This is a genomic window from Cellulomonas edaphi, from assembly GCF_030362815.1.
GTDB classification, from domain to species: domain Bacteria; phylum Actinomycetota; class Actinomycetes; order Actinomycetales; family Cellulomonadaceae; genus Cellulomonas; species Cellulomonas edaphi.
Genome location: NZ_JAUCGR010000001.1, coordinates 402,259 through 420,461, shown reverse-complemented (window position 1 = coordinate 420,461; position 18,203 = coordinate 402,259). Strand labels below are relative to the sequence as shown.

Sequence of the window (18,203 nt, the reverse complement as noted above, 5' to 3'; positions counted from 1 at the left end):
GGTAGTCGCCGTCCTACAGCGGTCCCCGCAGGGGGTTCGAGAAGGCGAGGACGGGGAAGCCGTGCTTCCGGAGTCCGGTGGCGACCCGGTTCCAGCCGCTGGAGTCGGCGAACGCGCCGTGCACCAGGACGACGGTGGGCTTGGCCGCCTTGGTGGTCTGGATCTGCGCCGCCGGTGCGGAGGCGGACGCGGGGAGCACCCCGCCGAGCACGGCGACGGAGAACGCGGCCGCGAGGGCGAGTGCCGCCACGGCACCCTTGCGCTTGAGCAGGGTCATCATCGTTCCTCTCGATTCAGCTTCCTGGGGTGGTCGCCGGTCGGCTCACGCCGAGGGGACCGAGGTCGGGCGGGCGTGCGTGAGCGCCCAGTCGAGGGCGAAGTCGGCGACCTCCTCCCACCCCGGTTCGGCGCAGATCCAGTGCGACCGGCCGGGGAACTCGTGGTACTCGGTGACGGCGGGCGACTTGGCGTAGTGCTTCGCGTTCGACCGGTTCACCGACGGGGGCATGATGTGGTCCATCTCGCCGCCGATGAACAGCAGCGGGGCCCGGTCCGCGTCGTAGTCCACCCACGTCTCCTGGTGCCCGGGGCGGAAGTTCGCGATGAGTCCGTAGGCCCACACCCAGTGCCCCGGAGCGGGGATGGCGAACTCGCGCCACACGGCGTCGGACTCCTCGCGCGAGAGGGTGTTGGCGAACGCGTAGTGGAACTCCTCGGGCGTGAAGCCGACCGCGCGGTGGTAGTTGGCCGGGTTCTTCAGAGCCGGGAACAACGACTTCGCCTGTGACAGCGGGGTGACCCGCACGCCCTCGGTCGGCGCGGAGTCCACGACCACGCCGGCCGAGCCCAGTCCACGGGCGAGCAGCAGCTGGGTCAAGGTGCCGCCGAAGGAGTGCCCGATGATGATCGGCGCCTCGGGCAGAGCCTCGATCCGGGCGGCGATGTGGTCGACGGTCTCGGGCACGGTCAGCGTGGCGATGAGGTCGGGGTTCTCCCGCAGGGCCTCGACCTCGATCTCGAAGCCGGGGTAGCCCGGCACCAGGACGGTGTGCCCGAGGGCCTCGTAGCGCTGCTTCCAGCCGCGCCAGCTCCGGGGGGTCATCCACAGGCCATGCACGAGCACGATGGTGGTCATGGGGCGGTCCTCTCAGGCAGTCAGGGAGTCGATGAAGGCGAGCAGGTCGGTGTGGAGGCGCGCGCGCTCGGTGTCGGGCAGGCCGTGGGCGCTCCCCTCGTAGACCGTGAGGGTCGCGCCGGGGATCGCAGCGGCGGATCGCTTGCCGCCGACCTCGAACGGGACGATCTGGTCGTCGGACCCGTGGATGACGAGGGTGGGGACGTCCACCTTCGCCAGGTCCGGCCGGAAGTCCGTGGCCGAGAAGGCCGCGATGCACTCGTAGGCGCCGCGGTGGCCGCTGGCCATGGACTGCAGCCAGAACGCGTCCCGGACGCCCTGCGAGACGTCGTTCGTGCGGTTGTGGCCGAAGAAGGGCCCGTCGGCCAGGTCGCGGTACAGCTGGGAGCGGTCGGCGTTCTCGCCTGCCCGGATGCCGTCGAAGACCTCGACGGGCAGTCCCTCCGGGTTGTCGTCGGATGCGAGCATGAGGGGCGGCACGGCCGAGACGAGCACGAGGCCGGCCACGCGCGAGGTCCCGTGCCGCCCGATGTAGTGCACGGCCTCACCGCCGCCCGTGGAGTGGCCCACGAGCGTGATGCCGGTGAGGTCGAGGTGGGTGATCAGGGCGGCGAGGTCGTCGGCGTAGGTGTCCATCTCGTTGCCGTCCCAGGTTTGGCTCGAGCGGCCGTGCCCGCGCCGGTCGTGGGCGATGACGCGATGCCCGTGCTCGGCGAGGAACAAGGCGGCGGCGTCCCAGGCGTCGGCGTTCAGCGGCCAGCCGTGGCTGAGGATCACCGGCGTGCCGCCGCTGCCCCAGTCCTTGTAGAAGATCTGCGCGCCGTCCGCGACGGTGACATGGGGCATCGACGGTCCTCCTCGAAGTCGGGGCGGTCCGTCCCGCGGACCTGGACGCCACCGTGTCAGGGCGGAGTGGTCCGACTTCTCCCTGCGTGCACCGGTTCGTGCCTGTGCGTGCCGGGCGCAGGCTCAGCGCTGCGAGCGCTGCCACTCGCGCGGCGTGACGGCGGACCTGGCCCGAAAGCGCCGGCTGAAGTGCGCAGGCGTGGAGAACGCCCACTGGTGCGCCACCGCCGCGATGCTCTTGTGACGTCCTACGGGCGAGGCGAGCTCTCGCCGCGCGCCCGCCAGACGCTCGTCGATGATCCACTGCTCCAGCTGCAGACCCGCGTCCGCGGCCACGCGGTAGAGGAGCCGGACAGAGATGTGGTGGGCGGTGGCGATCATCTGCGGGCTGAGTGCCGGGTCGCGCAGGTGCTCCCTGACGAATGTCTGGACCCTCGGCAGCAACGAGTCGTGGAGCGCCTCGCGGGTCTGGGTGACGTCCCCCGCGGCCGAGGAGATCACCGCGCGGGACAAGGCGACGGTGGCCCCGCCGAGGTCAGCGGCGCCAGGGTCTTCCGTCAGTGTGGTCGCCGACCGCGTGAGCATCGCGAGGTGGCTCGCGTAGACGCGTTGCAGCGGAGTCGTCGCCAGCGCGGGCCGCGCGCGCCGGACGATCGCCGGCGCCAGCATCAGCGCATCGACGGGGATCTTCACGCACCACCCGTCCCGGCTGCTGTGGTTCCAGGTCTTGTGCGGGTGGTTGAGCTCGATCATGTCGACTGACCCCGGGCGCTGATCGATCCGGTGCCCGAACTGCTCGCGCGAGGCCTGGGCACGTGTGCCGAGCATCATGGCGACCACCGGTGCACAGTCGTCCCGCTCCCGCGAGACCTCGATGAAAAGGCCGGACCGGCGGACGTGGACGAGCTGGACGGCGCCGAGCTCGTGGACGCTCGTCGCCATGAACGCGCGCCCGGGGTCGTGCAGACGACCCTGGAGGCCAGGGCGATCTCCCGCAGGTGCGTGATGATCGCATCCGCGCGGTCGCGGACCGGCAGCGTGTCGGTGTCGAGTGCCTCCACCAGAGCTCCTTCGTGCTCTGCGACGCGTTGGCTCGAATGCTGGTCCACCAGCAGCCCTGCAGGCAAGACCCCGACGCCCGCGAGCGGTGCGGATCCTGGGCGACCGCCGCTCGGCCATCCCGATGGCGCGGCGCGGGGCGCGCGCTGATGATGGACCGACCGGTCGGGAGACGGTCGGGGGCGGCAGGAGGGCAACCATGAGCGAGACACCGCAGGATGGCACTGTCGAGGAGGGTGGCTACGGGTCACCGACGCTCGAGCAGGAGGTCACCCCGGAAGTGCTGCACCCGGGTGCCCGACCCGACGAGAACGACGAGCCCGACGAGGACGGCGAGGACGCCGTGCCCCCGCCCGGCGAGCTCCTGGACGACCCGCCGGCGGTCGAGCCGACCGACTGAGCGGGGTGGCCCCGGCCCACACCAGGGGCTCGTGGCGCGTAGCGCGCCCAGGACGAGACGCGGGGCCACGGCCAGCGCCAGCCGCTCGTCGGTCGTCGGTCGTCGCACGCGCCCGCCCGGTGGCGTCACCGCTGAGGAACGGTCTTGCTGACGCGGCTGAAGACCGTCCAGTAGAAGATCCCGATCATGAGCCCGCCGCCCACGATGTTGCCGAGCGTGACTGGCAGCAGGTTGTGCACGAGGAACCCGGGAATGGTCAGGTCGGCGTACGCCTGCTCGTCGAGCCCGGACGCGGCCCAGAAGTCGGCCCCCGCGGTGGATCTGATCAGCACCGCGAGCGGCACCAGGAACATGTTGGCCACGCAGTGCTCGAAGCCGGCGGCGACGAACAGGGCGATCGGCAGGGTCACGGCGACGACCTTGTCGGTGACGGTCCGACCGGCGTAGGCGGCCCACACGGCGAGGCACACCAGCAGGTTGCAGAGGATCCCGAGGGCGACGGCCTCGAGGAACGTGTGGTGCATCTTGCCGAGCGCGGTGTCGAGCACGACGGTGCCCCACGCTCCACCCGCGGTGTGCCACGTGCCCCCGAGGTAGACGAGGGCGGCGACCGTGAGAGCGCCCACGAAGTTCGCCCCGTACACGACACCCCAGTTCGTCAGCAGCTGGGCCCAGCTGATGCGCCCGCTGGCTCGGGCGGTCAGGGTCAGCGTGGACGACGTGAACAGCTCGGCGCCGGTCAGCACCACCATGGCGAGCCCGGTGGAGAACACCACGCCGCCAAGCACGCGAGCCACGCCGTACGGCAGCTGGTCGGCGCCCACCTGGCTCGTGACGAAGAAGACGAAGCCCAGGGCGATGTACCCGCCGCCGGTGAGGCCCAGCATGAACGACTTGAGCGGCCGCCCGGCCGCCTTCGCGTGCGCTGCGTCCTCGGCCGCCTCGGCCATCTGGGCAGGCGTGAGCATGGCGAGCGGCTGGGGCTCGGGCAGGTCGGGCATCACAGCTCTCTCGGTCGAGGTGTCAGGGTGCTCGCACCACGCATTGTCGACCCCTCGGACCCCCGGGACCAGGGTCGGTGGAGGTCAGACGGCGCACTCGCAGACGAGGTTGTACTCGACGACGCGATCGCCCTGGTCCGGCCGCGCCCATGCCTCGGCGTGCTCGCGAGAGTCGAACCGCCTCCCGGCGAGCCGCCCGTTCGCCATCAGGACGCTGAACTCCACCATCGTGCGGGGGTCGTCCGGATCGACCGCCGGCTCGCTGACCGTTCCCATGGGGCACCTCTCCTCGGCGTCGGATGCTGCCTCTGCCCAACACCGGTCCGCGCGGCGATCTTCCGCGAGGTCCCGCGCGGTGCTGGGCGTTCGCTCCTCCGAGCGGAAGACTGGGGGACGACACCGCACCGAGAGGCCACCACCGATGGGGCACGACCACGATCACGCGCCGCCCGGCGTCGGCGAGCACCGAGCCCGGCTGGCGGTCGCGTTCGGGATCACGACCGCCATCCTGGTCGCGCAGGCCGTGGGCGCGCTCATCACCGGCAGCCTGGCGCTGCTCGTCGACACCGCGCACATGCTCACCGACGCGGGCGGCCTCCTGCTGGCGCTGTTCGCGGCGTCGCTGTCGATGCGCCCGGCGAACGAGCGCCTCACGTGGGGCTACCGCCGCAGCGAGGTGCTCGCCGCGCTCGCTCAGGCGGCCGTGCTGCTCGCGGTCGGCGCGTACGTGCTGGTCGAGGGCGTGCAACGGCTGTTCGCGCCGCCGGAGATCGCGTCCGACCAGCTGGTCGTGTTCGGGATCATCGGCCTGGTCGGCAACGTCGCCTCCATCCTGGTGCTCGCCGCGGGTCGGTCGGCCAGCTTCAACATGCGCGCCGCCTTCCTCGAGGTCGTCAACGACGCCCTGGGGTCGCTCGCCGTGATCGTGGCCGCCATCGTGATCGCGACCACGGGCTGGTACCAGGCCGACGCTGTGGCCGGTCTGGTGATCGGCGCGCTGATCCTGCCGCGGGCCTTCACGCTGATGCTCGAGACCAGCGCCGTGCTGCTCGAGTCCACCCCTCCGGGCCTGGACCTGGCCGCGGTGCGCCAGCACCTGCTCGGCCTCGAGCACGTGCGCGAGGTCCACGACGTCCACGCCTCGCTCATCGCGACCGGGCTGCCGGTGCTGAGCGCGCACGTCGTCGTGGCCGACGAGTGCTTCGTCGAGGGTCATGCGGGGCGGGTGCTCGACCAGCTCCTGGTGTGCGTCGCGACGCACTTCGACGTGTCCGTGGAGCACTCCACCTTCCAGATCGAGCCCGCGACGCACCGCGCGCACGAGCACGCCAGCCACGCCTGACCGGGTCGGCCACCACACGCGCGCGCCCGTCGGTAGCGTTCGCACATGGGCGTGCGACAGCTGGGCTGGCGGCTCTGCTACGAGCTGCTGGGCGCTCGCGTCCGGCGACCCGAGTGGGCGTTCATGAACTACGGCTACGCGCCCGTCGAGCCGGGCGCAGCGCAGCTGGTCCTGGACCCCGCCGACGAGCCGGACCGGTACTGCATCCAGCTGTACGACCACGTGCTGGGCGGTGTCGACGTCGCGGGTGCCGACGTCCTGGAGGTCGGCTCCGGGCGCGGCGGCGGCGCGTCGTGGATCAGCAGATGCCGCGGCTCGCGGTCGACGACGGGGGTGGACCTCGCGTCGTCGGCCGTCGCCCTCGCATCGCGTGACCGCAGCGGTCCCGGCCTGCGGTTCGTCCAGGGAGACGCCCAGCACCTCCCGTTCCCCGACGCGTCGTTCGACGTCGTGATCAACGTCGAGTCCTCGCACTGCTACGCCTCGATGGAGGGTTTCGTCGCCGAGGCGCACCGCGTGCTGCGACCCGGGGGTCACCTGGTCTGGGCGGACCTGCGGGGCGCGGACGCGGTGCCCCGGACGCGTGCCGAGCTCACGTCGACGGGGCTCCTCGCGGTGCACGAGCGGGACATCACCGCCGAGGTGCTGCACGCGCTGCGGCTCGACGACGAGCGCAAGGCGGGCCTGGTGCAGGCCTGGATCCCACGCCCGTTCCGGCCGCTCCTGCGACCGTTCGCGGGGCTCGAAGGCACCCGCAACCACGAAGGCTTCGCCGCAGGCACGCTGCGCTACCTCAGCGCGCGGCTGCGGCGGCCCGACTGACGGCGACCGAGGTCAGCCGCCGCCTTCCAGTGCCCGCAGGACGGCGGCCGCCTCGGGAACCTCGTCGGTGCAGAACCCCGTCACACCGGCGCCCGCCAGCTCGCCGATCCGGCCGATGCTGACGTCCCAGCACCACACCCGCACGCCCGACCGGGCCGCGACCTGCCATCCCCAGGCCAGGTCACGCGCATCGCCCGCCTCGAGGGTGGTGAGGCCGTGCACCACCACGGCGTCCACCCGCAGGTTCGCGGCGGCCATCACGGCCTCGTGCAGCGGGTATTTCTGGCGCGTGATCCAGGCGGAGCGGAGCCCCGCGTCACGGCCGGTCGCGGCGATGGCGGGATCGAAGGACGACCAGAGCACCGGTCGCGTCTGCGCCATGGCGAGCACCTGCTCCAGGATGACGCGCTCGCCGTGCCTGCCCGGTCCCGCGGTGACGGGCAGCGGCTTGATCTCGACGTCCACGCCCAGGCCGGGCGGCAGGTCGGCGGACAGGTCGGCGAACCGCTCGATGCCGAGCTCGTCGAGCTCGCGGGCCGGCACGGTGTGGACGGGCCTGCCGCCCGCGTAGTGGTTGTGCCAGAGGAACGGCACGCCGTCCTGGGACGCGACGACGTCGAGCTCGACCCACTGCGCGCCGGCCTCGTGGGCCGCGACGAACGAGGCCCGGGTGTTCTCGACGAGCGCGTGCGCCGGCGGCCGCAGGGGTGCGAACGACCGCCCGCGCCCCCGGTGGCCCACCACAACGGGACGGGCGGGCAGCGCCGTGTCAGTCACGCGGCGGGCGCCACGGCTCGTGCGTGTGCGAGAGCCACACGGCCTGCGGCTCGAGCGCGCGCACCAGGCGCTGGCCCTCGGTCTGCGGGTCGTCGAGCTCGCCGAACCAGACCGCCATGTCGCCGCCGATGACGATGGGGCGCTCGCCCGTGTCGATGACCACCACCTGCGTCCCCCGGGTGTGGCCCGGTGCGGGCACCAGTCGGATGCCGGGAAGCAGCTCGAGCTCGCCGTCGACCGGCACGTACTGCACGCCGGGCGCGTCCACCCAGTCGCGGATCGTGTAGTCGTCCTGGGTGCGGGCGTCGGTGAGCTCCTGGCGCTGCACGTAGGTGGGCGTGCCGGCGAACAGGTGGTTCCCGCCGCAGTGGTCGAAGTGCAGGTGCGTGTTGACCACCAGGTCGATGCCGGCCACGTCGAAGTCCTGCTGGTCGAGCGGGTACGGGCGCGGGTCGAGGTCGGCCGCGAGGGGGTGGGTCTGCGTCAGCCCGGTGTCGACGAGCACCCGACCGTCGGGATGGTCGATGACGTGCACGTACACGGGCATCAGCTCGCCCTCCGCGACCAGGTCGGCGACGTGGACCGGCGTCACGGTGATCGGGGCGGGGGTGGTCATCGCGTTCCTCCTGGGCGGGTGCTGCCCAGAACCGGGTAGCGCAGGTGCGTGACGCCGTCACCGGCGATGACGGCGGGGTTGCCCAGCCTCGCAGGCACGTCCGACAGATCGTCGAAGAGCCGCACGCCCGCACCCAGCAGGACGGCCGCCAGGTCGATGGTGAGCTCGTCGAGGAGGCCCGCATCGAGGCACTGCCGGATGGTGTCGGCGCCGTGCACCCCCACGGCCTTGCCCCCGGCCGCCGCGCGCGCCTGGGCCACCGCGCTCTCGATCCCGTCCGTCACGAAGTGGACCGACGAGTCGGGGCGCGGCCACCCGGCCGGCACCGCGTGGCACAGGACGAAGGCCGGCCCCCACGCGTGGTTGCCGCCCCAGCCGCCGGCGACCTCGAAGGTGCGCCGGCCGGTGAGCACCGCCCCCAGCTCGGAGGTCAGGGCGCGGAAGTGCTCGGCGCTGGCCGGCGACAGCCGGAACGTCATCGGGTCCGAGCCGCCCGTGCGGAGCTCGACGTCGCCCGCGGTGTACCAGTCGAAGACCTCCGCGACGCCGTCGTCGGGATCGGCGACGTACCCGTCGAGCGACATGGACATGATGGCGATGACCCTGGACATGTGCGCTCCCTCGTCCTCGGCAGACCGCGACCAGCCTCCACCCGCGGGCGGTGCTGCGCCACGTGGCGATACCGGCTCACAGGTCGAGCTGCCGCCAGTCCTCGCCGAGGGGGTGGCTCGCGAGGGTGAAGTCGCCGCCGAGCCTGTCGGCCGTCGCCGGCGTGGGCAGCCCGCCGAGGGTGTCGGCCCAGTGCTCGGCGTCGTCGACCGGTTCGAAGCCGATGGCCGCCCCCGGGCCGAGGTCGACCACGCGGCGCGTGTTGCGCGAGACGCCCCACACGACGTGGTGGCCCGCGTTCGGCGTGGTGAGTGCGGCGAGCACGAGCCGCGTCGCGTCGTCGGGCGACAGCCAGCCGCCGAGGTCGTACGCGGCCTGGGGCTCCGTCGTCGCGTGCATGATCCGGGCGCTGATGACCGTCATGCCGAACCGGTCGGCGTAGAGGCTGCCGAGCGCCTCGAGCGCGGCCTTGCTCACGCCGTAGTAGGTGTCCGGCCGGGGTGCCGGGGCCCCGACGACCGCCGGGTGGGTGGGCAGGAACCCCGCTGCGTGCACCGAGCTGGCCAGCAGCAGGCGGGTGACGCCCGCCCGGCGAGCCGCCTCGCAGACCGCGCGAGTGCCGTCGATGTTCACGGCGAGGATGTCGGGCCACTCTCGCTCCTGCGCGTGCCCGGCCAGGTGGACGACGAGGTCGGCGCCGGCGAAGGCCGCGGCGAGCGCGTCCAGCTCCCGGATGTCGGCCGTGACGGCCTCCTCCCCAGGCGCGAGCTCGTCGGGCTCCGCGCTGTCGACCAGGACGAGCCGGTGCCCGGCGGCCCGCAGCCGGGGCCGGAGGAAGCCGCCGATGGCGCCGGACGAGCCGGTGATGGCGATGCGCGACACGTTGCTCCGATCGACGACGACCCGTGGCGACAGCCTGCCGTGCGCGCCGAGAATTCGCAGCCGCGCACTCCCGCTCGCACCCGCTCAGGCGTACGGTGCGAGCTGTGAGCACAGCGCCCGCCGGCTGGTACCCCGACCACGCCAACGCCGCGCGCCTGCGGTACTGGGACGGCGAGCGGTGGACCGGGTACCTGGTGGACCGCGACCGGCTGGACGTCGTCTACCAGGAGCCGGCCCCCTGGACGCCCGCGGTGCCGGGCTCGCTGAACGTCCCGATGTCCATCAGCCTGTCGCTGTTCAGCTAGGCGTGCCCTCGCGCCGCGCGGTCGCGTGAGCCCGGCCGCCGGACTCGAGCCGTTCCGGTTCGTCGCCGACGCGGCGGACCTGGCCGATCTGCGCGACCGCCTGCGCCGGACGCGGTGGCCGGAGCCGGCGACGGTCGGCGGCTGGGAGCAGGGCATGCCGCTCGACGCCCTGCGCACGCTGTGCGGCCGGTGGGCCGACGGCTACGAGTGGCGGCGCGCGGAGCGCTGGCTCAACGAGGCGGGCGCTCGGCGCACCCGCATCGACGGGCTGGACCTCCACCTGCTCCACGTCCGGTCGCCACACCGGGACGCCACGCCGCTCCTGCTCACGCACGGCTGGCCCGGATCCGTCCTGGAGTTCCGGCACGTCATGGCGCCGCTGGCGGACCCCACCGCGCACGGCGGCCGGGCCCAGGACGCGTTCCACGTGGTCGCTCCGTCCCTGCCCGGGTACGGCTTCAGCGCTCGGCCCGACCGGCCGGGCTGGGGCATCCGCCGCATCGCCGCGGCCTGGGCCGAGCTGATGACCCGCCTGGGCTACGAGCGGTTCGGGGCGGCGGGCGGTGACTGGGGGACGTCGATCACGACCGTGCTCGCACTGACCGTGCCCGAGCGGCTGATCGGCATCCACCTCGCGCCGCCGCTCGTCGCGCCGGACCCGGCGACGTTCGACGACCTCACCGCCGCCGAGCGCGCCGCGGTCGCGTCGCTGGCGCACGCACGTGACCAGGAGGACGGCTACACGGCCGAGCAGGCGACCAAACCTCAGACCATCGGGTACGCGCTGCTCGACTCCCCGGTGGCGCTCGCGGCCTGGGTCGGCGAGAAGTACGAGACCTGGACGGACGGCGGGCTCGCCTCCCTCCCGACGGACGAGCTGCTCGACACGCTCACCCTCTACTGGCTGACCGGCACGGGCGCCTCTGCCGCGCGGCTGTACTGGGAGTCGATCGCCGAGGTGCAGACATGGTTCACGTCGGGCGCCGGCGACGTCGTCACGGTGCCGACCGGGTGCTCGGTGTTCCCCGCCGAGACGATCCGACCCTCGCTGCGATGGGCGCGGCGACGGTTCGCCGACATCCGCTGGTGGGGCGAGCCGCCCCGGGGCGGCCACTTCCCCGCGTGGGAGCAGCCCGCCCTCTACGTCCACGAGCTGCGCTCGGCCTTCGCGGCGTTCCGCGGCTGACGGCACCAGGCACGACGAGCCCCCCGGTGGAGGACCACCGAGGGGCTCGAGGACGTGCGGCCGGTCAGACGCGGCGCTCGCGGCGGTAGAGCGAGCGGGCCCACAGGTAGCCCGCGACGCCGATGAGCACGCACCAGACGACGGCCTTCGCGACGGTGGCGCCGTCGAGCCCGACCCCGCCCGCGAGCAGACCGCGCACGGTGTCGATGATCGGCGTGAACGGCTGGTGCTCGGCGAACCAGCGCACCGGCCCCGGCATTGTCTCGACCGGGACGAACCCGCTGCCGAGGAACGGCAGCAGCAGGAGGATCAGCGGCGCGTTGCTCGCCGTCTCCACGCTGCGGGCATTCAGACCCAGGGCCACGCACAGCCAGCTGATCGCCACCGCCAGCAGCAAGAGCACCCCGAGCAGGGCGAGCCAGTCGACAGCGTCCGCCTGAGGCCGGTAGCCGATGGCGACCGCGGCGCCCAGGACCAGGACGAGCGCGGCGATCGACTGGACCACGGTGCCGAGCACCTGGCCGGACAGCGCCGACCCGGGCGAGATCGCCATCGTCTTGAACCGGGCCATGATGCCGCCGGCGGCGTCCATGGCGGCACTGATCGCGATCGACTGGCCGGCACCCACCACGGTCAGGACGAGCAGGGAGGGCGTGATGTAGGTGAGGTACGCCGCGCGTCCCTCGGCACCCGGCGCGACGCCGGGCGCCACGCCGGCTCCGAAGGCTCCGCCGAAGATGTAGACGAACAGCAGCAGCATCACGAGCGGCCCGACGACGACGAAGAGGGTCAGTCCGGGGTAGCGCACGGCGCGCAACAGGTTGCGCCGGAACATGGTCCGGACGTCGGCGAGGGGCTTGCCGCCCGCCCGGGCCGGTGCGGTGACGGTGATCGCGGTCATCGGACGGTCTCCTCGTCGGTCTCGGTGCGGGGGTCGGTCTCAGGTCCGGCAGGCGGCTCGGTGAGCGCGAGGAACACGTCGTCGAGCGAGCCGGCTGCGTGCACGGCCTTGAGCTCGGCGGGCGTGCCCTCGGCGACGATGCGGCCGCCGTGCAGCACCGCGACGGAGTCGGCCAGCTGGTCGGCCTCCTCGAGGTACTGGGTGGTCAGCAGGATGGTGGTCCCGTCGGCGACGAGCGCCCGGACCTCGTCCCACAGCGTGCGGCGGCTGCGCGGGTCGAGGCCCGTGGTCGGCTCGTCGAGGAAGACGACCGACGGGGTTCCGACCAGCGTCATGGCGAGGTCGAGCTTGCGCTTCATGCCGCCGGAGTAGGTGGCGACCGGCTTGTCGGCCGCGTCGGTGAGCCCGAAGCGCTCCAGCAGCTCGGCCACGCGCTGTCTGCCGGCCGCGCGGCCGAGGTGGTGGAGGTCGGCCATGAGGCGCAGGTTCTCGGCCCCCGAGAGCAGGTCGTCGACCGCGGTGATCTGGCCCGTGACGCCGATCGAGGCACGCACGGCGTCGGCCTCGCGGGCCACGTCGTGACCCGCGACGCGAGCCGTTCCCTCGTCGGCCCGCAGCAGCGTCGACAGGACGCCGACGGCGGTGGTCTTGCCGGCGCCGTTCGGCCCGAGCAGTGCGGTCACGGTGCCCGCCGGGACGACGAGGTCGACGCCGTCGAGCACCACCTGGGAGCCGGCCTTGGACCGGTAGGACTTGCGCAGGCCCGCGACCTCGATCGCCGGGCGGGTTGCTGGGATGGACACGACTGCTCCTTCGTGGTCTGCGTGCGATCGGGGGTGAGCGGATCGGCTCAGAGGCTGTGGGCGGCGATGTCGCCGGAGGACGTCGTCGCGTGGATCTGCACGTCCGGCGTGCCGCCCGTGTTGCGGAGCCCGTTCTGGATGCGCCCGTAGGCGGTGCCGGCGTCGAGCGTCGCGCTGGATCCGGCGGCGACGCCCACCGTCACGCTGCCGGCGGCGGTCCGCAGCACCAGGGAGCCGCGCTCCGCCTCGGCGATGCTGATGTCGCCCTGCGTCGTGGTGATCTCCGCGGCGCCGGTCAGGCGTCCGACCGTGATGTCTCCGGTGGCCGCGTCGAGGTGGACGTCGGCGGCCTCGTCGAGCTTCACCGTGCGGTACGAACCTGTCGTCCGCACGTCGCCCAGGCGTCCGACGCCGCGGACCTCGGCCGCGCCGATCGCCTCGACGTGCGAGCCTGCGGGGAGCTGGATCGTCACCTCGACCTCGCCGCTCGGCCCGATGAGCCGGTGCTGGACGGGGATGGACATGCGCAGCACACCGTCGCGGAGCTCGACCTCGGTGCGGTCGGCCGCCTTGACGTCGCGGCTCTTGCCGGCGTTCGCGGGCAGCACCTCGACGGTCGTGCTGACGCGCTCGGCGGCGATCAGCCGCAGGTGTGCCCCCGGCAGGTCGAGGACGGCTCGGATGGGGGTGGGTGTCTCGAAGGTGGTCATGGTTCTCGGCTCCTGAACTCAGTCAATCGTGATTTCCAATGCCCGAAACGCTACGACGGCTCGTGCACTGCGAGCAACAGGCATTTTGCAATGAGCGGATATCCCCGCAGATCAAAAGCGCTAAATCGTTGCAACGGAAGCGCGCGCAACGCAATATTCGCGATGTAACGCGTTGCATTCGGTGGCAGGTGAACGCTACGGTGGCGGGAGATGAGAGGAGGCATCACGTGCCCGGAGGCAGGCTCACCCAGCAGGAACGGCAGCAGATCGCGCTCGGCCTGGCCGAGGGGCTCGCGTACGCCCAGATCGCGCGGCGTCTCGACCGCCCGACGTCGACCGTCACGCGCGAGGTGATGCGCAACGGCGGCCCCACGTCGTACCGCGCCGACCTGGCGCACCGCGCGACCGAGCGGCGTGCGCACCGGCGTCGCGTTCCCACGACGAGCCGGACGCAGCAGGCACCCGGCACCCGCGACTCGGCGGCCGTCCGCGAGTACCAGGAGACGTTCACCACGCTGTTCATGCAGTCGGGGCTGCCCCGCATGGCCTCCGCCGTGCTGACCTGCCTCTACACGAGCGACGACGGCAGTCTCACGGCCACCGAGCTGGTGGATCGCCTGGGCGTCAGCCCGGCGTCCGTGTCCAAGGCCATCACCCTGCTCGAGTCGCAGGCGCTGGTCGTCCGCGAGCGCGGTGAGGGGCGCCGCGAGCACTACGTCGCGGACAGCGGCGTCTGGTACCAGTCGATGATCGCCGCCGCGCGGTCCAACGCGGAGCTCGCCGAGACGGCGCGGCACGGCGTCGCCGTCCTGGGCCGTGACTCACCGGCCGCCATGCGCCTCGAGAACATGGCGCGCTTCCTGGACTTCGTCGGCGAGAGCATCGAGCGCGCGGCCGAGCAGGCCCGCGAGCTGCTCATCCCCGAGACTGCGACCGGCCCCGCGCAGGACGAGAGCCCGGCGCTGGCGCCCGGCTGACCGCCAGCCGCAGCGGGTGCACGGCCGTGCGTGCCAGCTCGCCGATCGCCGCGTCCACCCGGGGCAGGTGCCGCTCGGCGCGCGCGGAGCGCGTGAGGACCGCCACCGCGACGGGGAGCTCACCGGGGAACGTGACCACGGCGGCCTCGTGCCGCAGTCGGCCCAGCGTCCCCGTCTTCCCGTGGATCGCGACGTCGTCGTGCGGGAATCCGGAGCCCACGCGGTGCCGCCACGCTTGGTGCGCGAGGGCATCGCGCACCACCGCGTGCGCCGGGTGTCGACGTGACCAGAGCAGCGCCAGGACCGCGCACAGGTCGGACGCCGTGGACGAGCTCGCGAGCGCGGCGTCGTACTGGCTCGTGAGCACGTCGTGTTCCACGTCCGCGAGTGCCCGCTCGGCGAGCGCCGTGCTCGAGGCGCCGGTGTCGCGCTGAACGAGCCGCAGCGTGTCAGCCGACCCGCGCAGCACAGACGTGTCGTGCAGCCCGTGGGTCGCGAGCCACTCGCGCAGCCACGCCGTACCCGTCCGCGCCAGGATGGCGTCGCCCGCCGCGTTGTCCGAGACCGCGATCATGAGCCGCACGGCGTCACGCATCGAGATCGACACGTCGTCGAGGAGCATCGCGATGCCCGTGGGTCCAGGCACCCGGCCGGCGGAGAGCGTGAGCCGCTCCCACGGGTCGAGCTCGCCCGCCGCCACGCGGTCGGCCCACGCGACCGCCAGGGGAAGCTTGTAGAGCGAGGCGATGGCGACCGGATGATCGCCTCCCAGGGTGATGGAGCCGGGTGGCCCGTCGAGCCGCTCGGCGTGGACCCACACGCTGATGCCGGCGTCGCCGGCGATCTCACGCAGCCGGTCCTCCGTGCTCACAGGCCCGCCTCGAGCGCGACCGCACACCTTTCGAGGTCGACGTGCGGTCGCCGGTCCGCGGGAACGGGCAGCACGACGCGCACGCGCAGCGGGATCACGCTCGCGCCCGACCCGCCGACGGCATCTCCGACGGACAGTCGCACCGCGCGCCCGGCCGCCACGTAGGCGGCGCGCGCCACAGGGTCGGCCTCCTCGATGACGGCGCCGCTGTGGCCCGCACGACGCAGGGAGTCGACGAGCTGGTCGTGGGCCGCTGGGTGATGGCGGCGAGGCGGTACGACGACAGGCAGGTCGATCCGCGCCCAGTCGTCGAACCCGTACCCGCGCGGCGCCTCCAGGCGAGTGGCGAGGGTGCGGACCTCCCGCGGGCGTGTCCCGTCCACCACGATCGGGTGCCTGAGCACGGCGAGGTCCAGCTGACCGTCCCGCACGCAGTCGGCCAGTGGGACGCTCCCGTCGACCGTCGGTGCCACGGTGAAGCCGGCATGTCTCAGGCGCGCGACGAGCGCCGGCACCTGCGACTCCAGGTCGGCGGCGAACCCGATGCGGATCTCGTCGGGCTCAGTCCATCGCCCCGCGTGCGCCCTCAGCTCCGCGGCCTCCTCGAGCATCGACTCTGCTCGCGGCAGCAGAGCCGAGCCGGCCGCGGTGATCCTCACGCCGCGCGCATCGCGATCGAACAGCCGGACGCCGAGCTCGCGCTCGAGACGCTGGATGCCCTGCGACAGCGGCGGCTGGCTCATGCCGAGTGAGACGGCGGCCTGGCCGAAGTGGCGCGCCTCGGCGACAGCGACGAAGAACCGCAGGTGCCTGAGCAGGTCCATGATCAGACCATACGCGTTTGCTATCGCTCCGGGACCATAAGACTCTTTGACTCTCGTCGCTGCGGATCGCAGGATCGACGCCATGTCCGTCCTGCGCCGCAACCTGCTGCTCGCCCTGGCCGCTGGCACCCTCTGGTGGGTGGCCGGGTTCCTGCCGTGGATCGTCCACGGACTGCGCACCGCAGTGCTCACGGGGGGCCCGTTCGCGCCGGACCAGGGTGTCGCGGTGCTGCGGATGGCCGTCCCCCTGGTCGCCGAAGCCCTTCCCTCGCTGGTGACCATGGCGGTCCTGGGTGGGGTCGTCGCAGGCCTGGTGGCGCGGCGCGGTGCCGGTTCGCGCGTCGCGGCGTCCGGTGCAGCGCTCGGAGGTGTCGCCGTGGCCGCCACGATCGCCCTCGCGCAGTCCCGCTCCGCCGCCGGCTCGGCCGCCGGTGCGTTCGCCTCGGACCCTCGTGTGGTGGCGGCCCTGACCGTGATCGCCGTGCTGGCGACCACGTGCGGTGTCGTGGCGGGTCTTGCCGCGGCGTTCGGACCGGTCTGGTTGCGTCCGATCGTGCTCGTCGCGCCCGCGGTCTTGCTTCCCGGGTGGATCGAGCAGCTGCTGCCCGGCGACCAGTCGGCCGCGGCTCCGTGGCTCTTCGCCGTCGCGGTGGGCCTGCTTCTCGGGACCTCCGTCACGCGCGGGCGGGACGCGCTCTCATGGGCGCCCGCGGCGGCCGTCGGCTGGGTGACGCAGGCCGCGCTGCCTGCCCTCGTCGTGGTCAGCAGCAGCATCAGGCCTGGGTACGGGCTGGACGACAACCCGTGGCTGCCCGCGCAGATCGGCCGGGAGGTCTTCCGCGCCGCGCTCACCGAGCCGACCGCTCACTGGCCGGCCGCGTGGGCATGGGCCCTGCTCCTGGGCGCCGCGGTCGCGACAGCGCGAGTGTCTGGGTTGCTCGGTGGCCGCCGAGAGCCAGCCGTCGCGGAGTGAGTGTCGCCGACGCGGCGGCAGCCGGCGAGCCTGCCCGACGGGCCGCGACTAGGTCAGCGGTCGCGTCGTCTCGCCCAGCACGAGCGTCGTCGCCAGGTTCGACTTCACGACCGACCCGGGCGTGGCGATCTGCGCCAGGATGCCGTCGAGCGCGGCCTGGCCCAGCCCGTGCTCGTCCTGCGCGACGTGCGTGAACGCCTGCAGCGCGTCGTCGTACGCGTTGTCGGGGGAGTCGAGGGAGACGATCGAGACGTCCTGGGGCACGCGCATGCCGAGCTCGAGGCATGCGCGACGCAGCAGCAGGCTCACGGAGTACTCGCCCCCGACGAACGCGGTCAGGTCCGGGTTGTCCTTCACGAACCGCTTGAGCCTGGCGACGTCGTCGTCCATCGAGGCCTGCGAGTGAGGCACGGTGGACCGCACGTCGCGGAACTCGTGCCGGGGGTCGAACGCCCGCCCGCGCGCGGCATGCGCGTAGACGAAGCCGGTGTGGCGGTCGTCGAGCGAGGTGACCCGACCGGCCGACGTGACGAGGCCGATGTTGCGGTGCCCGAGCTCGAACAGGTGCGCCGCTGCCTGCCGGCCGGCCCCGACGTGGTCGGAGCACACGGTCGCGATGGGCAGGCCCACCAGGTCTCGGTCGAGGATCACGAGCGGGCGTTGCTGGTGGACGAGCTCGAGGATGGCGGGCGGGATCCAGTCCGAGGAGCTGGGCAGCAGGATCAAGCCGTCCAGGTGCTCGTACTGCGCGATGAGCTGCTGCTCACGATCGTGGTAGCCCTCCGTGCGCGACAGCGCCACGTTGGCGGTGCCGATGCTGGCGTCGAGCAACCCGTGCAGCACGCGCGTGCCGAAGCTGTCGTCGAAGTTGGTCAGGATGCAGCCGATGGTCGGCAGGGCCTGCCGCGGCCGCGGCGACGTGCTCGACGCGCTGATCACGACCGAGCCGATGCGGGGTCGGCGCGCGATCAGTCCCGCCTCCTGCAGGAGCGCGAGCGCGTGCTTGACGGTGATCACCGAGACGCGGAACTCGGCCGCGAGGTCGCCCTGCGTCGGGAGCTTGTCGCCCACCGCCAGCTCGCCCGACTCGATGCGCGCGCGCAGGGCCTCGAACACCTTCGCGTAGAGCGCTACGTCCACGATCTGCCATCCCTGTGCACCGAC

The 18,203-nt window shown here is 72.9% G+C and carries 23 protein-coding genes; 7 read left to right on the top strand and 16 right to left on the bottom strand.

Going from position 1 to position 18,203, the window contains the following annotated elements; all coding sequences use genetic code 11:
* Positions 1-13: 13 nt before the first annotated feature.
* The 4 genes from QRT05_RS02065 to QRT05_RS02050 all read right to left on the bottom strand — a co-directional run bounded on the left by QRT05_RS02065 (position 14) and on the right by QRT05_RS02050 (position 2,923).
* A complete protein-coding gene (locus QRT05_RS02065; protein WP_289444773.1) occupies positions 14-277 on the bottom strand; it encodes a lipase family protein in 264 nt (87 codons plus the stop codon).
* Between the two features lie 45 nt (positions 278-322).
* Positions 323-1,135 (bottom strand): alpha/beta hydrolase, encoded by an 813-nt coding sequence (locus tag QRT05_RS02060; protein ID WP_289444771.1) that lies wholly within the window; start codon positions 1,133-1,135, stop codon positions 323-325.
* Positions 1,136-1,147: 12 nt separating this feature from the next.
* Positions 1,148-1,981: an alpha/beta fold hydrolase gene (locus QRT05_RS02055; protein ID WP_289444769.1), complete on the bottom strand. Its 834-nt coding sequence runs from the start codon at positions 1,979-1,981 to the stop codon at positions 1,148-1,150.
* A 123-nt stretch (positions 1,982-2,104) separates the two neighbouring features.
* Positions 2,105-2,923, bottom strand: coding sequence for a helix-turn-helix domain-containing protein (locus QRT05_RS02050; RefSeq protein WP_289444767.1), 819 nt, complete (start codon positions 2,921-2,923; stop codon positions 2,105-2,107).
* Between the two features lie 316 nt (positions 2,924-3,239).
* On the opposite strand from QRT05_RS02050, the gene QRT05_RS02045 reads away from it, so the two are divergent.
* Complete coding sequence (locus QRT05_RS02045) at positions 3,240-3,440, top strand: hypothetical protein (RefSeq protein WP_289444765.1); 201 nt, start codon at positions 3,240-3,242, stop codon at positions 3,438-3,440.
* Between the two features lie 125 nt (positions 3,441-3,565).
* On the opposite strand, the gene focA is transcribed toward QRT05_RS02045, so the two are convergent.
* The gene (gene focA / locus QRT05_RS02040) at positions 3,566-4,441 is read right to left on the bottom strand and encodes a formate transporter FocA (protein ID WP_289444762.1); all 876 of its coding nucleotides are present in this window, start codon (positions 4,439-4,441) and stop codon (positions 3,566-3,568) included.
* An 84-nt stretch (positions 4,442-4,525) separates the two neighbouring features.
* Positions 4,526-4,717 (bottom strand): hypothetical protein, encoded by a 192-nt coding sequence (locus QRT05_RS02035; RefSeq protein WP_289444760.1) that lies wholly within the window; start codon positions 4,715-4,717, stop codon positions 4,526-4,528.
* A 145-nt stretch (positions 4,718-4,862) separates the two neighbouring features.
* On the opposite strand from QRT05_RS02035, the gene QRT05_RS02030 reads away from it, so the two are divergent.
* Both QRT05_RS02030 and QRT05_RS02025 read left to right on the top strand, forming a co-directional pair.
* The gene (locus QRT05_RS02030) at positions 4,863-5,783 is read left to right on the top strand and encodes a cation diffusion facilitator family transporter (protein WP_289444759.1); all 921 of its coding nucleotides are present in this window, start codon (positions 4,863-4,865) and stop codon (positions 5,781-5,783) included.
* A gap of 45 nt (positions 5,784-5,828) precedes the next feature.
* Positions 5,829-6,605, top strand: coding sequence for a class I SAM-dependent methyltransferase (locus QRT05_RS02025; RefSeq protein ID WP_289444757.1), 777 nt, complete (start codon positions 5,829-5,831; stop codon positions 6,603-6,605).
* Positions 6,606-6,617: 12 nt separating this feature from the next.
* Here the strand turns inward: QRT05_RS02025 and QRT05_RS02020 are convergent, their stop codons facing one another.
* The 4 genes from QRT05_RS02020 to QRT05_RS02005 form a co-directional block, all read right to left on the bottom strand.
* Complete coding sequence (locus QRT05_RS02020) at positions 6,618-7,382, bottom strand: glycerophosphodiester phosphodiesterase (protein WP_289444755.1); 765 nt, start codon at positions 7,380-7,382, stop codon at positions 6,618-6,620.
* On the bottom strand, positions 7,375-7,998 hold the full coding sequence (locus tag QRT05_RS02015; protein WP_289444753.1) for an MBL fold metallo-hydrolase: 624 nt from the start codon (positions 7,996-7,998) through the stop codon (positions 7,375-7,377). Before QRT05_RS02015 ends, QRT05_RS02020 begins: the two co-directional genes overlap by 8 nt.
* Positions 7,995-8,609 (bottom strand): dihydrofolate reductase family protein, encoded by a 615-nt coding sequence (locus tag QRT05_RS02010; RefSeq protein ID WP_289444752.1) that lies wholly within the window; start codon positions 8,607-8,609, stop codon positions 7,995-7,997. Before QRT05_RS02010 ends, QRT05_RS02015 begins: the two co-directional genes overlap by 4 nt.
* Before the next feature lie 76 nt (positions 8,610-8,685).
* Positions 8,686-9,489: an NAD-dependent epimerase/dehydratase family protein gene (locus QRT05_RS02005; protein WP_289444751.1), complete on the bottom strand. Its 804-nt coding sequence runs from the start codon at positions 9,487-9,489 to the stop codon at positions 8,686-8,688.
* 104 nt (positions 9,490-9,593) lie between these two features.
* On the opposite strand from QRT05_RS02005, the gene QRT05_RS02000 reads away from it, so the two are divergent.
* Together QRT05_RS02000 and QRT05_RS01995 are read left to right on the top strand one after the other, a co-directional pair.
* Positions 9,594-9,794 carry a DUF2510 domain-containing protein gene (locus QRT05_RS02000; RefSeq protein ID WP_289444750.1) on the top strand — a complete coding sequence of 67 codons (201 nt, stop codon included), beginning with the start codon at positions 9,594-9,596 and terminating at the stop codon, positions 9,792-9,794.
* 25 nt (positions 9,795-9,819) lie between these two features.
* A complete protein-coding gene (locus QRT05_RS01995; RefSeq protein WP_289444748.1) occupies positions 9,820-10,980 on the top strand; it encodes an epoxide hydrolase family protein in 1,161 nt (386 codons plus the stop codon).
* Positions 10,981-11,044: 64 nt separating this feature from the next.
* Here the strand turns inward: QRT05_RS01995 and QRT05_RS01990 are convergent, their stop codons facing one another.
* The 3 genes from QRT05_RS01990 to QRT05_RS01980 are packed head-to-tail and all read right to left on the bottom strand — an operon-like array spanning position 11,045 to position 13,394.
* The gene (locus QRT05_RS01990; protein ID WP_289444745.1) at positions 11,045-11,881 is read right to left on the bottom strand and encodes an ABC transporter permease; all 837 of its coding nucleotides are present in this window, start codon (positions 11,879-11,881) and stop codon (positions 11,045-11,047) included.
* A complete protein-coding gene (locus QRT05_RS01985; protein WP_456064478.1) occupies positions 11,878-12,684 on the bottom strand; it encodes an ABC transporter ATP-binding protein in 807 nt (268 codons plus the stop codon). The genes QRT05_RS01990 and QRT05_RS01985 overlap by 4 nt, the downstream gene beginning before the upstream one ends.
* Positions 12,685-12,731: 47 nt before the next feature.
* Positions 12,732-13,394: a DUF4097 family beta strand repeat-containing protein gene (locus QRT05_RS01980; RefSeq protein ID WP_289444743.1), complete on the bottom strand. Its 663-nt coding sequence runs from the start codon at positions 13,392-13,394 to the stop codon at positions 12,732-12,734.
* A gap of 227 nt (positions 13,395-13,621) precedes the next feature.
* Between QRT05_RS01980 and QRT05_RS01975 the strand changes: the two genes are divergently transcribed.
* Complete coding sequence (locus QRT05_RS01975) at positions 13,622-14,371, top strand: GbsR/MarR family transcriptional regulator (protein ID WP_289444742.1); 750 nt, start codon at positions 13,622-13,624, stop codon at positions 14,369-14,371.
* Here QRT05_RS01975 and QRT05_RS01970 read toward each other — a convergent pair.
* Both QRT05_RS01970 and QRT05_RS01965 read right to left on the bottom strand, forming a co-directional pair.
* A complete protein-coding gene (locus tag QRT05_RS01970) occupies positions 14,310-15,242 on the bottom strand; it encodes a serine hydrolase (protein WP_289444741.1) in 933 nt (310 codons plus the stop codon). The genes QRT05_RS01975 and QRT05_RS01970 overlap by 62 nt on opposite strands.
* Entirely contained in the window at positions 15,239-16,066 is an 828-nt protein-coding gene (locus QRT05_RS01965; protein WP_289444740.1) for a LysR family transcriptional regulator, read from the bottom strand. The genes QRT05_RS01970 and QRT05_RS01965 overlap by 4 nt, the downstream gene beginning before the upstream one ends.
* An 82-nt stretch (positions 16,067-16,148) precedes the next feature.
* Between QRT05_RS01965 and QRT05_RS01960 the strand changes: the two genes are divergently transcribed.
* On the top strand, positions 16,149-17,039 hold the full coding sequence (locus QRT05_RS01960; protein ID WP_289444739.1) for a hypothetical protein: 891 nt from the start codon (positions 16,149-16,151) through the stop codon (positions 17,037-17,039).
* A gap of 48 nt (positions 17,040-17,087) precedes the next feature.
* On the opposite strand, the gene QRT05_RS01955 is transcribed toward QRT05_RS01960, so the two are convergent.
* Positions 17,088-18,179, bottom strand: a complete 1,092-nt coding sequence (locus QRT05_RS01955) for a GntR family transcriptional regulator (RefSeq protein ID WP_289444738.1) — start codon at positions 18,177-18,179, stop codon at positions 17,088-17,090.
* Between the last annotated feature and the right edge of the window lie 24 nt (positions 18,180-18,203).

Bases quoted from the DNA above. Each gene is read 5' to 3' on its own strand.
- QRT05_RS02065 (WP_289444773.1), bottom strand. From the start codon at position 277: ATGACCCTGCTCAAGCGCAAGGGTGCCGTGGCGGCACTCGCCCTCGCG.
- QRT05_RS02060 (WP_289444771.1), bottom strand. From the start codon at position 1,135: ATGACCACCATCGTGCTCGTGCATGGCCTGTGGATGACCCCCCGGAGC.
- QRT05_RS02055 (WP_289444769.1), bottom strand. From the start codon at position 1,981: ATGCCCCATGTCACCGTCGCGGACGGCGCGCAGATCTTCTACAAGGAC.
- QRT05_RS02050 (WP_289444767.1), bottom strand. From the start codon at position 2,923: ATGGCGACGAGCGTCCACGAGCTCGGCGCCGTCCAGCTCGTCCACGTC.
- QRT05_RS02045 (WP_289444765.1), top strand. From the start codon at position 3,240: ATGAGCGAGACACCGCAGGATGGCACTGTCGAGGAGGGTGGCTACGGG.
- focA (WP_289444762.1), bottom strand. From the start codon at position 4,441: ATGCCCGACCTGCCCGAGCCCCAGCCGCTCGCCATGCTCACGCCTGCC.
- QRT05_RS02035 (WP_289444760.1), bottom strand. From the start codon at position 4,717: ATGGGAACGGTCAGCGAGCCGGCGGTCGATCCGGACGACCCCCGCACG.
- QRT05_RS02030 (WP_289444759.1), top strand. From the start codon at position 4,863: ATGGGGCACGACCACGATCACGCGCCGCCCGGCGTCGGCGAGCACCGA.
- QRT05_RS02025 (WP_289444757.1), top strand. From the start codon at position 5,829: ATGGGCGTGCGACAGCTGGGCTGGCGGCTCTGCTACGAGCTGCTGGGC.
- QRT05_RS02015 (WP_289444753.1), bottom strand. From the start codon at position 7,998: ATGACCACCCCCGCCCCGATCACCGTGACGCCGGTCCACGTCGCCGAC.
- QRT05_RS02010 (WP_289444752.1), bottom strand. From the start codon at position 8,609: ATGTCCAGGGTCATCGCCATCATGTCCATGTCGCTCGACGGGTACGTC.
- QRT05_RS01990 (WP_289444745.1), bottom strand. From the start codon at position 11,881: ATGACCGCGATCACCGTCACCGCACCGGCCCGGGCGGGCGGCAAGCCC.
- QRT05_RS01980 (WP_289444743.1), bottom strand. From the start codon at position 13,394: ATGACCACCTTCGAGACACCCACCCCCATCCGAGCCGTCCTCGACCTG.
- QRT05_RS01965 (WP_289444740.1), bottom strand. From the start codon at position 16,066: ATGGACCTGCTCAGGCACCTGCGGTTCTTCGTCGCTGTCGCCGAGGCG.
- QRT05_RS01960 (WP_289444739.1), top strand. From the start codon at position 16,149: ATGTCCGTCCTGCGCCGCAACCTGCTGCTCGCCCTGGCCGCTGGCACC.